The sequence below is a fragment of the Arthrobacter sp. HY1533 genome, from assembly GCF_027568515.1.
GTDB lineage: Bacteria > Actinomycetota > Actinomycetes > Actinomycetales > Micrococcaceae > Specibacter.
Window position 1 is genome coordinate 455,439 of sequence record NZ_JANKZF010000001.1, and the last position, 12,002, is coordinate 467,440.

10 protein-coding genes are annotated in these 12,002 nt (G+C 66.0%); 5 read left to right on the forward strand and 5 right to left on the reverse strand.

Translation table 11 applies throughout. The annotated features are described in order from the left end of the window. Window positions 1-342: 342 nt before the first annotated feature. The 4 genes from PCK14_RS02135 to gcvT form a co-directional block, all read right to left on the reverse strand. Window positions 343-1,635 carry a DUF4192 domain-containing protein gene (locus PCK14_RS02135; RefSeq protein WP_269936801.1) on the reverse strand — a complete coding sequence of 431 codons (1,293 nt, stop codon included), beginning with the start codon at window positions 1,633-1,635 and terminating at the stop codon, window positions 343-345. Between the two features lie 136 nt (window positions 1,636-1,771). Then, the gene (locus PCK14_RS02140) at window positions 1,772-3,130 is read right to left on the reverse strand and encodes an MFS transporter (RefSeq protein ID WP_269936802.1); all 1,359 of its coding nucleotides are present in this window, start codon (window positions 3,128-3,130) and stop codon (window positions 1,772-1,774) included. 56 nt (window positions 3,131-3,186) lie between these two features. Continuing rightward, on the reverse strand, window positions 3,187-4,140 hold the full coding sequence (locus PCK14_RS02145; protein ID WP_269936803.1) for a proteasome assembly chaperone family protein: 954 nt from the start codon (window positions 4,138-4,140) through the stop codon (window positions 3,187-3,189). 140 nt (window positions 4,141-4,280) lie between these two features. Beyond that, the gene (gcvT, locus tag PCK14_RS02150) at window positions 4,281-5,414 is read right to left on the reverse strand and encodes a glycine cleavage system aminomethyltransferase GcvT (protein ID WP_269936804.1); all 1,134 of its coding nucleotides are present in this window, start codon (window positions 5,412-5,414) and stop codon (window positions 4,281-4,283) included. A 105-nt stretch (window positions 5,415-5,519) separates the two neighbouring features. On the opposite strand from gcvT, the gene PCK14_RS02155 reads away from it, so the two are divergent. The 4 genes from PCK14_RS02155 (at window position 5,520) to PCK14_RS02170 (ending at window position 10,985) form a co-directional block, all read left to right on the forward strand. Continuing rightward, window positions 5,520-7,043, forward strand: a complete 1,524-nt coding sequence (locus tag PCK14_RS02155) for a leucyl aminopeptidase (protein ID WP_269936805.1) — start codon at window positions 5,520-5,522, stop codon at window positions 7,041-7,043. A gap of 238 nt (window positions 7,044-7,281) precedes the next feature. Then, window positions 7,282-8,664 carry a dihydrolipoyl dehydrogenase gene (gene lpdA / locus PCK14_RS02160; protein ID WP_269936806.1) on the forward strand — a complete coding sequence of 461 codons (1,383 nt, stop codon included), beginning with the start codon at window positions 7,282-7,284 and terminating at the stop codon, window positions 8,662-8,664. A gap of 142 nt (window positions 8,665-8,806) precedes the next feature. Further along, a complete protein-coding gene (gene sucB / locus PCK14_RS02165) occupies window positions 8,807-10,480 on the forward strand; it encodes a 2-oxoglutarate dehydrogenase, E2 component, dihydrolipoamide succinyltransferase (RefSeq protein WP_269936807.1) in 1,674 nt (557 codons plus the stop codon). 151 nt (window positions 10,481-10,631) lie between these two features. Further along, window positions 10,632-10,985 carry a hypothetical protein gene (locus PCK14_RS02170; protein ID WP_269936808.1) on the forward strand — a complete coding sequence of 118 codons (354 nt, stop codon included), beginning with the start codon at window positions 10,632-10,634 and terminating at the stop codon, window positions 10,983-10,985. A 91-nt stretch (window positions 10,986-11,076) separates the two neighbouring features. Here the strand turns inward: PCK14_RS02170 and PCK14_RS02175 are convergent, their stop codons facing one another. Then, entirely contained in the window at window positions 11,077-11,424 is a 348-nt protein-coding gene (locus tag PCK14_RS02175; RefSeq protein ID WP_269936809.1) for a VOC family protein, read from the reverse strand. Between the two features lie 112 nt (window positions 11,425-11,536). Between PCK14_RS02175 and PCK14_RS02180 the strand changes: the two genes are divergently transcribed. Beyond that, complete coding sequence (locus PCK14_RS02180) at window positions 11,537-11,965, forward strand: OsmC family peroxiredoxin (protein ID WP_269936810.1); 429 nt, start codon at window positions 11,537-11,539, stop codon at window positions 11,963-11,965. Window positions 11,966-12,002 lie beyond the last annotated feature (37 nt).

The window sequence follows — 12,002 nt, forward strand, 5'->3', positions numbered from 1 at the left end:
AGACTTTGCTCTTGGCAGTAGCAGACACAGAAAACCTTTCTTACGGCGGTCTGTGGAGTTACCTTCGGGCAACACCACTATGACCCTGTCAAGTCCATGTTGCTTGGCGCATCACATCCGCTTGGAGGGTCACAGGGTACAACTCCCTGCGCGGCGGCGTTGTTCCCGCCACCCTGGAAACTTTTGCTTCCAGCCGCTCTTGCCCAAACATTGTCAATGCATCAACACGGACCCAACCGGGTCTCGGCTTTAAGTGTCTCACGATTTGCCGCAGCACATTGCCTTTCTGGCCGCAAGGGTGCGTCCGTGTGCAGTATGTCTCATTGTGCCCCGCCGGGGCCCCTATGCCGCCTGGCCGGGAGCCTTCCCCCGGCCTTCCCCTCCTTCTGCGTTGCCGTGTCCATGCCACGCGGTGCGGGGATCCTTGGCGCATTCGGCAATGTAGCCCACGGCCAGCAATTGGTCCAGCAGGCCGGCGAGCTTGTACCCGGGCTGGCTGGCCTGGCAGGCCTGGAAGTAGTGCCCGGCCCAGGTGCCCCGGCCCTTGCACCACTGGATCCAGCCTAGGATGCACAGCACCGGCGCCCTGTCCCGCCCCTCCGTGGAGCGGGCCAAGAATTGCAGCAGCGGTTCGGCGCGGTCCAGCCTGCCCCAGTCCGGTCCGGCAGTGGCCGTGCGCCTTTTCCTGCCGGAGAGGTCGCCAACCAGGATGTTGGTGAAGTCATGCACGGCCGCCAACACAGTCTTCTCCCCCGCCCCTTCCAGGGTGACGGGGCAACAGGCCGCCTGGTTGCCGCCGTACCAGTTGGCCGGCACCAGCACATCCAGCGGGTCAGGCTGCAGCAGCCCCAGTCCGGCGGCACCCATGAGCGCGTGCTGGGGCGTGGTGGCCAGCGCCACCATGACGGCGTCGCGCACGTTCACGTCCCCGAGGCTGGCCAGCAGGTATGCGGCCATCGACTTGTCGGGCGTCTTGGGCCACCCGGACAGGCTGTGCTCCCAGGCCGAGAGCGTGGCGGACATTTGGTTCAGGCCCGAACCAAATGCGGCGAGTTCATCCCGCAGCCCGTCGCCGGCCGCCCGCACGGCCCCGGCGAATTCGAGGTCCACGGGGGTGGTCAGCTCCCTGATTTGTTGCCGGGGCGGCTCGCGAACCATGCTTCCGCGGTAGATGAATTCGGCGTTGACAAAGCTTTCCCTGATGCTGGCTATGTCCTTGCCGGGCCAGGGGCAGCATTCGGCCGCCGTGCATTGGATGCTGCGCCAGTGGCCGGGCCCCACATACCAGGCGTCACGAACCGGCAGCCCGTGCAGGGCCAGTGCCTCGCCCAGCTCCCGAAACAGCCCGGCATGGGGCAGCGCTCCGGGATCCGTCCAGTCTTCCCTGCCGAAGATGGCCACGAGGCAGCCGTCGGAGCCAGGGTCGCTGGCCAGCTGGGAGGATGCCACCTCGGCCAGGCGGGCAGCTTCGCCGCCGTCCTCCGGCAGGTCCAGGCGCATGGTGGCCCGCAGCATTTTGCCCGCCATCCCAATGCAGACAACGCTGGCCTCGGGCCAGTACCCCATGGTGTGGGGTATGAATGCCAGCAGGTCCTCGCCGGCACTGACTCTGATCTTGTCTATTTGCTCCTTCATGCCTCAAGGCTGGCGCGGCCAAGGCGCCCGGGAAAGGGCAATTGCCGGCAATGGGCAAATCTGTGGATATCAGGGTCCCGCATCGGCATGAATGGCGGGGGAAATTTTCTGTCCACAGGCGGCGGGAGGCCGCGTGTCAGTCCTTGCGGGGCCTGCGGCGGTCCCGCTCCTCTGCCTTGAACTGCAGCCGCCGGCGGCGGTTGTCGGCCAGCACCGAACGCAGCGGCGGCACAATTTCGCCGCGTTCGGCCATGGTGCGCCGCACCTTCCGCCGGGTGGCAACGACGGCAACAATGCCGATCCCCAGGACTAGGAATTGGAAGGAGAAGGCAACGCGGAAGGCATCCAGGGAGTAGAGGCCGTCCTGCGAAAAGCCAATGTTGTTCAGCAGGTCCAGCAGGAGCCCCACGATGTACATGGTCACGAGCGCCGCCGCGAAACCGCCCACGTTGACGATTCCGGTGGCCGTGCCGATCCGGTGCGAGGGGTTGAACGTCCTGGCGAAGTCAAAGCCGATCATTGACGCGGGCCCGCCAATGGCCAGGACCAGGATGAGCACCACGAGCAGCCAGACGGGCGACGGTCCGGAGTGCAGGATCACGGCCAGCCACGCGGCGGCAATGGAAAGGGAAACTGCCAGCACCATGGTGGAGCGGCGCAGCGGATGGCGCCCCACCCAACTGCCCAGGAACGGGCCGCAGACAATGCCGACCACCACAAAAAGGCTCAGGAGAACGCTTGCGGTGCCCGTGTCCAGGCCCTGTCCGGACACCAGGAACGGATAGCCCCACGTGAGCACAAAAACGGTGCCGGAAAATTGGGTGGCAAAGTGGCTCCACATGCCCAGCCGGGTTCCGGGCTGCCGCCAGGCGGTGGTGAGGTTGGCCGCCGTCTCCTTCATGCCCGGGTGCCGCACCGGCGGCGTGGTCCCGGCCGGGGCGTTGCGGACCAGGGCGGCCGAGAGCACACAGGCCAGGACGCCCAATCCGGCCAGACCCACAAAGGCCTGGCTCCAGCCGGCGGTGTGCAGCACCCAGGCGAACGGTGCGAGGCTGATGAGCTGGCCGAACTGGCCCAGCTGGCCCGTGAGCTGGGTCAGCACGGGTACGCGGCGGGCGGGGAACCACAAGGGTATGAGGCGGATGACGGCGATAAAGGTCATGGCGTCACCGGCGCCCACAAATATCCGCCCGGTGACCCCGGCCGGCACGGACTCGGCAGCGGCCAGTTGCAGCTGGCCCACAGCCATGAGCGCGGCCCCCGTGGCGATCATGATCCGCGGGCCGAAGCGGTCCACCAGCACGCCCACGGGGATTTGCAGGGCCGCATAGACCACAAGCTGGATGACTGTGAAGGCGGACAGTGCCGAGGCGGTGGCGTCAAAGCGTTCGGTGGCAACCAGGCCGGCCACCCCGAAGGAGGTCCTGTGCGTGATGGCCGTCAGGTAGGCGAAAACACCGATTCCCCAGACAAGCCATGCGCGTTTGCTATCCACCCAACCAGCCTATGCCAGAGGCGCTGCGCCCAAGCCGCAATCCGACATGAACCCCGTCACGGAAGGATCTCGGGGTCCCCCGGGCCCCTGCTGGCCAGGTACGCCTCCACGGCGGCACCGAGCTCGTCGGCACCGGGCAGTTCGTCGTTCTCACCTGCCAGCAGGGAGCGGCGGGCGGTGCCGTCCGTGTGCTCGTCATATTGCTTTTCCAGGTTGGTCACCACGGTGGCCACCTCCGCGGAACCCTCAACCTGTTCGGTGATCTGGCGTTCCACGGCCCGGCCGGTTTCGCGGAGCCTTTCACTGGGCAGCATGAGTGAGGCTGCCGCGCCCAGGAACTCAAGGCCGGCGACGGCGGCAGGCGGGTACTCGGCGTCGGACAGGTAGTGCGGCACGTGGATGGCGTAGCCCACCACATTGCGGCCCGCGGCGTCGAGCTTGTATTCGAGCAGGTGCCCCACGGCGGAGGGAATCTCCAAGGTGGTCTTCCAGGCCGAGATGCCCTCGATGAGGTCGGGCCGGTTGCCGTGGACGGTGGCGCCAATGGGGCGCGTGTGCGGCACCGGCATGGGCACCGAATGCACCCAGGCAACCAGGTTCACGTCAAAGCGCTCCACGAGTCCCAGCACGGCAAGGCTGAAGCGCTCCCACTGCAGGTCAGGCTCGCTGCCGCGCAAGTACAGGAACGGGGTGCCGAGCGCATCGACCATGCGGTAGAGCACGAGCGAGGGGGCCTTGTAGTCGCTGAGGCGGTCCTCGGAGAAGGTGATGCGGGGCCGGCGGGAGCGGTAGTCAATGAGCTGGTCAATGTCGAAAATGGCCAGCGGCTCCCCCTCCAGCTCGTCAACGAGTTCGGCGGAAATCTGCGAGACCACGTGGCCGGCGTCGGAAAATCCGGTGAAGGACATCAGCAGGTTGCTGCCGGAAAGGTCTTCCGCGGCGATCAGCTCTTCATTGAGGACGTACAGGGACTCGGGGTCTTGGAACGGGGTGTACTCGGTGAATGTCATCGTTTTCCTCAGCAGCTTGTTTCTCTGCACAGCACAACACCGCAGGCACCTCGAACATTCCGGCGCCCGGCGATGGCGCGGCCGGCGTGTCCGATCCGCCTGCGGTGTTGAAAGTTGGTGTTGTTGCGGCGCCCGTCGGGCTAGCCCTTGACGTTGACCTGCACGAACGGGGGCTTGACCACCGTGACGCCAAGGCGGCGGCCCCGGATGTCCAGGGCCAGGTCCTGGCCCAGCTGCACGGCCGGATCCACGAGGGCAAGGGCGACGCCGTTGCCCAGGGTGGGCGAGAACGTCCCGGACGTGGTCCGGCCAACCTCGTTGCCCTCGGCATCCAGCACGGCGACGTCGGCACGCGGCACGCCGCGCCCCGTGGCCAGCAGGCCCACGGACTTGCGGGGTGCACCCGCGGCCTTCTGCGCCGTGAGCGCCTCCTTGCCCCAGAAGGCTTCCTTCTTCCAGCCCACGGCCCAGCCCACGCCCGCCTCGACGGGGGTGATGTCGGTGGACAGCTCGTGGCCGTGCAGGGCGTAGCCCATTTCGGTGCGCAGGGTGTCGCGGGCGCCCAGGCCGGCTGCGCGTCCACCGGTTTCCTCGACCGCAGCGGCGAGTGCCTCCCAGACGGTCGCTGAGTCCGCCCAGGTGGGCACAACCTCGTAGCCAAGCTCGCCCGTGTAGCCGGTGCGGCACACGGTCAGGGCAATCTCGGAACCGCCCAGGGAGACGGTGGCATCCACGAAGGACATGTAGTCGGCCGGCTGCGGCAGGCCAACTGCCTCCATGACGGCGTTGGCCAGCGGGCCCTGGACGGCAAAGACGGCAAAGTCGCGGTGCAGGTTTTCAATCTCGACGCCGGACCCTTCCGCCTCGCGTGCGGCCTCCAAGGCTGCAACGACGGCCGCGGTGTTGGCGGCGTTGGGGATGAGGAACAGCTCGGTTTCGGAGCGCAGGTAGGCAATGAGGTCATCTGTGACAGTGCCCGTCTCGGTCAGGGCCAGGGTGTACTGGGCGCTGCCGGGGGCGATCCGGCCGAGGTCGTTGGAGAGGCAGCGGTTGGCGAAGTCCAGGGCGCCTTCGCCGCGGATTGCCGCCTTGCCCAGGTGGGAAACGTCAAAAAGGCCAACCGCGGTGCGCACTGCCGTGTGCTCGGCAACCACGCCGCCGCCGTCGTACTGCAGCGGCATCAGCCAGCCGCCGAATTCTGCCATCTTCGCGCCGCGGCCAACGTGCCACTCGTGAAGCGGCCCTTGCAGGAGGTCTTCGGTGTTTTCACTCATGGCTCATACGGTACCGCAGCAGGGGCGGGCGGCAGGATGAAAGGGGATACGATCGAAACGCGGCAATACCCGTTCACCAACACCAAAAGTGAGGACAGTATTTCAGTGAGTGCAAAAGATAACGTCAGTTTCCACGTCGTCAGCGGCGAGCTGTCGAAAGTTTCCGCGGACGCCCTCGTGGTGGCCGTCAGCAAGGGCACGGACGGTCCGGCAATCCTGGACGCGCCGCTGGCCCCGGCAGCCCTCGCCTCGCTCAAGGCATCCCTTTCCGCCCTCGGCGTCACCGGTGCCGCCGACCAGGTGGTGCGCCTCCCCGGCCTGCCCGAAACCGGCGCCAAGACCCTGGTCCTGGCCGGTGTGGGTGCCGCAGCAAACGGCGCACCCAGCGATGAGGCACTGCGCCGTGCCGCAGGTGCCGCCGTGCGCCAGCTCGCAGGGCTCAAGCACGTGGTCTTTGCCTTCCCCACGACGGCGGTGGGCCAGGTTGCCGCCATCGCCGAAGGTGCCGCGCTGGGCGCCTACCAGTACGCCAGCCTGCACTCCTCCACCAAGGGCAAGCTGGAGTCCGTGTCCAAGGTCACAATCCACTCAACCCTGGCCAAGGACCCCGAGCTCGCGGCCGCGCTGGAACGCGCCTCCGTGGTGGCCAAGGCCGTCAACGCCACCCGCACGCTCGTCAACGAGCCGCCGAGCCGCCTGTACCCCTCCACCTTTGCCGACGCCGCGAAGGAACTGGCCAAGGGCCTGCCCGTGAAGGTCACCATCCTGGACGAGAAGCGCCTGCTCAAGGACGGCTACGGCGGCATCATGGGCGTGGGCCAGGGCTCCGCCCGCCCGCCGCGCATGGTCAAGCTGGAATACAAATCCGAGCGCGCAGTGGCCACCCTGGCCTTCGTGGGCAAGGGCATCACCTTTGACTCGGGCGGAATCTCCATCAAGCCCGGCGCCGGCATGGTGACCATGAAATGCGACATGGCAGGTGCCGCTGCCGTCCTGAACGCCGTGCTGGCCGTGGCCGCACTGGGCCTGCCCGTGAACGTGACCGGCTGGCTGTGCATCGCCGAGAACATGCCCTCGGGCACCGCGATCCGCCCCTCCGACGTGCTGACCATCTTCGGCGGCAAGACCGTCGAGGTGCTCAACACCGACGCCGAGGGCCGCCTGGTCATGGCCGACGGCCTGGTTGCCGCCTCGCAGGAATTCCCCGACGTGATCATCGACGTCGCCACCCTGACCGGCGCACAGATGGTGGCACTGGGCAACCGCACCGCGGGCGTCATGGGCGACGAAGGCGTCAGCGCAGCCCTGAAGGCCGCCGCCGACCGTGCCGGGGAGCTTGTCTGGCCCATGCCGCTGCCGGAGGAACTGCGCGCCTCGCTGGACTCCCCCGTGGCAGACATGGCCAACATTGGCGAACGCATGGGCGGGATGATGACCGCAGCCGTGTTCCTGCAGGAATTCATTGGCAAGGGCAAGGACGGCAACGTGATCCCGTGGGCGCACCTGGACATTGCCGGACCGGCATTCAACGAGGGTTCCCCCTACGGCTACACCCCCAAGCAGGGCACCGGCATGTCGGTGCGCACGCTCGTGGCCTACGTGGAAGACGTTGTGGCCCGCAGCGCATAGCCGCCAGCCCTGCATCACACCGTCTGCAACGCCACAGTGAGTATGACCACATTCACCTTTACTGTGACAGCCCCACGGGTGTTGCATGGAACAACTGACGTAAGGTAAATGCTGAAAGTATTTGTCTTTGACTAAGGAGTTGCGGGCCGCCGCCACACGGCCCGGCCCGCAACTCTCAACAATTGATGAGATGGCGCGCCGTATGGTGTGCGCCACCCGAACGCGAGGGAGCGTCTAAGTGGCCGAACAGGCAGCTGGGCAAGAATTCGATATTTTGGTTCTCGGCGGTGGCAGCGGCGGATACGCAACTGCCCTGCGCGCAGTCCAATTGGGCATGACCGTTGGTCTGGTGGAGAAGGGCAAGCTGGGCGGCACGTGCCTGCACAACGGCTGCATCCCCACCAAGGCGCTGCTGCACGCAGCAGAGGTCGCTGACCTCTCCCGCGAGGGCGCCTCGATCGGTGTGAACAGCCAGCTCAACAGCATCGACCTGGTGGGTGTGAACAAGTACAAGGACGGCATCATCGCCGGCAAGTACAAGGGCCTGCAGGGCCTCATCAAGGGCAAGGGCGTCACCGTCATCGAGGGTGAAGGCCGCCTGACCGCCGCCAACACCATCACCGTGAACGGCGTGAACTACACGGGCAAGAACATTGTCCTGGCCACGGGCTCCTACTCCCGCAGCCTGCCCGGACTGGAAATCGGCGGCAAGGTCATCACCTCCGACGAAGCCCTCTCCATGGAGACCCTGCCCAAGAGCGCCATCGTGCTCGGCGGCGGCGTCATCGGCGTCGAATTTGCTTCCGTCTGGAAGTCCTTCGGCGTTGACGTGACCATCATCGAAGGCATGGCCTCACTGGTCCCCAACGAAGATGCCTCGATCATCAAGGTCCTGGAGCGGACCTTCCGCAAGCGCGGCATCAAGTTCAACACCGGCACCTTCTTCCAGGGCGTGGAGCAGAACGCCGACGGCGTCAAGGCCACCCTGGTTGACGGCAAGACCTTCGAAGCCGACATCATGCTCGTGGCAGTGGGCCGTGGCCCGTCCACCGCAGGCATGGGCTTCGAGGAAGCCGGCGTCACCATTGACCGCGGCTTCGTCATCACCAACGATCGCCTGCACACCGGCGTCGGCAACGTCTACGCAGTGGGCGACATCGTCCCCGGCGTGCAGCTGGCCCACCGCGGCTTCCAGCAGGGCATCTTCGTCGCCGAGGAAATCGCCGGCATGAACCCGGTCATCGTTGAGGACATCAACATCCCCAAGGTCACCTTCTGCGACCCGGAGATTGCCTCCGTTGGCTTGAACGAGAAGCAGGCCAAGGAAAAGTTCGGCGACGACAACGTTGAATCCACCGAGTACAACCTGGCCGGCAACGGCAAGAGCGCCATCCTGGGCACCGGCGGCATCATCAAGTTCGTCCGCGAAAAGGACGGCCCCGTGGTTGGCGTGCACATGATCGGCAGCCACATTGGTGAGCAGATCGGTGAAGCCCAGCTCATTGTGAACTGGGAAGCCTACCCCGAGGACATTGCCGGCCTCATCCACGCACACCCCACGCAGAACGAAGCACTCGGCGAGGCCGCCATGGCCCTGGCCGGACGCCCGCTCCACGGCTAGCGGCCAAAAACAGTGCACCCGGCGTCCGCGCCGGTTGCACTAAGCTACACAACAACCTCAAATTTCAAGAATTTCCCGGGTTTTGCAGTTTATCGAGCGATCCCGGACAAATGCAGCACACAAGAAGGAGAACGGGGACGAAATGTCTGAATCCGTGAACTTGCCCGCCTTGGGTGAAAGCGTCACCGAAGGTACCGTCACGCGATGGCTGAAGCAGGTCGGGGAGCGCGTTGAAGTAGACGAGCCCCTGCTGGAAGTTTCCACCGACAAGGTTGACACCGAAATCCCGTCACCCTTCGCCGGCATCCTCGAGGAAATCCTCGTGCCCGAAGACGAAACCGCTGAAGTTGGCGCCACCTTGGCCCGCATCGGCACGGGCGCAGCCGCACCGGTGGCTGAAGCACCGGCAGCACCGGTTGAGGCACCTGCCGCACCGGCAGCCGAGCCTGTTGCAGCCCCGGCCGCCGCAGCCGCCCCCGCCGGCGACGCACACGAGCTGGTTCTGCCGGCCCTGGGCGAGTCTGTCACCGAAGGCACCGTCACCCGCTGGCTCAAGGCCGTTGGCGACACCATTGAAATCGACGAGCCGCTGCTCGAGGTCTCCACCGACAAGGTCGACACCGAGATCCCCTCCCCCGTGGCCGGCGTGCTGCTGGAGATCCGGGTTCCCGAGGACGAGACCGCCGAGGTTGGCGGAGTGCTGGCACTCATCGGTGCAGCAGGCGCAGCGGCCCCGGCCGCTCCCGCACCGGTTGCCGCTCCGGCTCCCGTTGCAGCCCCGGCCCCGGTTGCCGCTCCGGCCCCCGTAGCCGCACCCGCCCCGGTTGCAGCCCCGGCTGCACCTGTTGCTGCTCCCGCAGCGCCCGCAGCTGCACCCGCAGCCGGCGCCGAGTCCAACTACGTGACCCCGTTGGTGCGCAAGCTTGCCAACCAGCACGGCGTTGACATCACCACCGTCACCGGCACCGGTGTTGGCGGACGCATCCGCAAGCAGGATGTTGTCGCAGCAGCAGAGGCCGCCAAGGCCGCTGCCGCCCCGGCTCCCGCCGCAGCCCCGGCCGCGAAGGCCGCCCCCGCCGTCGTGCCGTCCTCATTGCGCGGCACCACCGTCAAGGCTCCCCGCATCCGCCAGGTCATCGCCCGCCGCATGCGCGAGTCGCTGGACGCCTCCACGCAGCTCACGCAGGTGCACGAGATCGACATGACGCGCATCGTCAAGCTGCGCAACTCGGCCAAGAACCAGTTCGCTGCCACCAACGGCACCAAGCTGACGTTCCTGCCGTTCATTGCCAAGGCTGTGACCGAGGCGCTCAAGCAGCACCCGGCCGTCAACGGTGAATACAACGAGGAAACTCAGCAGATCACCTACCACAACGCCGAGCACCTGGCGATTGCCGTGGACACCGACAAGGGCCTGCTGGTTCCTGTCATCTCCAACGCGGGCGACTTGAACCTGGCCGGCCTGGCCGGCAAGATCGCCGATGTTGCCTCACGCACCCGCAGCGGCAAGATCGGTCCGGACGAGCTCTCCGGCGGCACATTCTCCATCACGAACATCGGCTCCGTTGGCGCCCTGTTCGACACCCCCATCATCAACCAGCCCAACGTTGCCATCCTGGGCACCGGCGCGATCGTCAAGCGCGCAGTGGTTGTTGCCGACGCAGACGGCGATGACACCATCGCCATCCGCCACATGATGTACCTGTGCCTGACGTACGACCACCGCCTGGTGGACGGCGCGGACGCCGGCCGCTTCCTGCAGACCTTGAAGGCCCGCCTGGAAGATGGCGCGTTCGAGGCTGATTTGGGCCTGTAAGGCCCTGAAGCACGACGGCGGCCGGTGACTTGAGCAATCAAGTCACCGGCCGCCGTCGTTGTGTCAGCTGTTGTTGCACCCAGTTGTCATGTTTGCCACATAAGGCGGGCCTTGATAGACACTGTGTCAGCAAGTTGCATAAGCTGGAGGCATGGACTTCCTACACTCATTGCTCGTGTTCTTGCACATCCTCGGCGCAGCCGCGATCGTCGGCGGCTGGCTCGCCGCCTTCAAGACGCCCACCGTCACCAAATGGCAGTGGATTGGTGCGCTGACCCAGCTCATCACCGGTCTGCTGCTGGTTGGCCTGGCCCAGATGGGTGATGGCGACGGCCCCAACAACGCCAAGGTTGCCGTGAAGCTCCTCATCGCCCTCGTGGTGGTTGTGGCAGCGTTCATTGGCCGCCGCAAGGCCAAGAACAACGAAGACGTTTCCAAGGGCCTGGCCCACGCCGTGGGCGGCATGGCCTTCATCAACGTCGCCGTGGCCGTTTTCTGGCAGTAACAGCGCCGAAGCACACAACCGCACCTTTCCCGCTTATCGGGGGTATATATCCCCCGGTCAAGCGCCAAAGGTGCGGTTTTGGCGTTAAGGCTTAACTGTGGCCGGGCGCAATGCAGAATTCATTGCCGTCGGGGTCGGCAAGCACCACCCAGTTGAAGCTGCCAATGGCGTGCTCGGCAACGCGGGAGGCCCCGAGGCCCAGGGCACGTTCCACCTCGAGGGCGACGTCGTCGGCCGCAAAGTCCAGGTGCAGCCGCCGCGTCCCCTCGGTGGGGCTCCCAACCTCCTGGAGGGCGATCCGCGGCGCACCCGGCAGCGCCTTGAGCCAGGTGAAGCCCTCGGCACTGCTTTCCACTTCCGTGCCCAGGAACGCTGTCCAGAACTCTGCCAGCGGCGCAGGGGCCTGTGTGTTGATGACAATGGTTGCAAGCTTGATCATGAGGCCAGTGTAATGGTGCCGCACACAAGGGCCCCAGGGCATAAGGTGGAGAGGCAAGCCCGGATGAAGAGGTCCGGGCCCATGGATTTTGCACCAATCTCAAGGAGTCATCATGGCAACAGTACGCAACGCCCACACCGCCTGGGTCGGAGACCTTCCCACCGGAGCCGGCCAGGTCACCCTGGACAGCTCAGGCCTGGGCACCTTTGACGTCACCTGGAAGGCCCGCTCCGAAGCGGCCGAAGGAAAGACCAGCCCCGAAGAGCTCATCGCAGCAGCACACTCATCCTGCTTCGCCATGGCCTTCTCCAACGAGCTCTCCACAGCCGGCCACGCAGCCGAATACGTGAACACCAGCGCTGCTGTCACGTTCGTGCCCGGCACCGGCATCACCACCAGCCACCTGACGCTGGCCGCCAAGATCCCCGGCATCAGCCAGGAAGAGTTCGACACCATCGCCAACGGCGCCAAGGCCGGCTGCCCCGTCTCGGCCGCACTGGGCGGCGTCGAGATCACGCTCGAGGCAACCCTGGAGGCATAACTCCACGGCGTTTCAACAACTGGCGGCAGCTGCCTTC

What these genes read in the sequence shown, in the direction of transcription:
- PCK14_RS02135 (WP_269936801.1), bottom strand. Translation starts at nt 1,635, where the DNA reads ATGAAGGAGCAAATAGACAAGATCAGAGTCAGTGCCGGCGAGGACCTG.
- PCK14_RS02145 (WP_269936803.1), bottom strand. Translation starts at nt 4,140, where the DNA reads ATGACATTCACCGAGTACACCCCGTTCCAAGACCCCGAGTCCCTGTAC.
- gcvT (WP_269936804.1), bottom strand. Translation starts at nt 5,414, where the DNA reads ATGAGTGAAAACACCGAAGACCTCCTGCAAGGGCCGCTTCACGAGTGG.
- sucB (WP_269936807.1), top strand. Translation starts at nt 8,807, where the DNA reads ATGTCTGAATCCGTGAACTTGCCCGCCTTGGGTGAAAGCGTCACCGAA.
- PCK14_RS02170 (WP_269936808.1), top strand. Translation starts at nt 10,632, where the DNA reads ATGGACTTCCTACACTCATTGCTCGTGTTCTTGCACATCCTCGGCGCA.
- PCK14_RS02175 (WP_269936809.1), bottom strand. Translation starts at nt 11,424, where the DNA reads ATGATCAAGCTTGCAACCATTGTCATCAACACACAGGCCCCTGCGCCG.
- PCK14_RS02180 (WP_269936810.1), top strand. Translation starts at nt 11,537, where the DNA reads ATGGCAACAGTACGCAACGCCCACACCGCCTGGGTCGGAGACCTTCCC.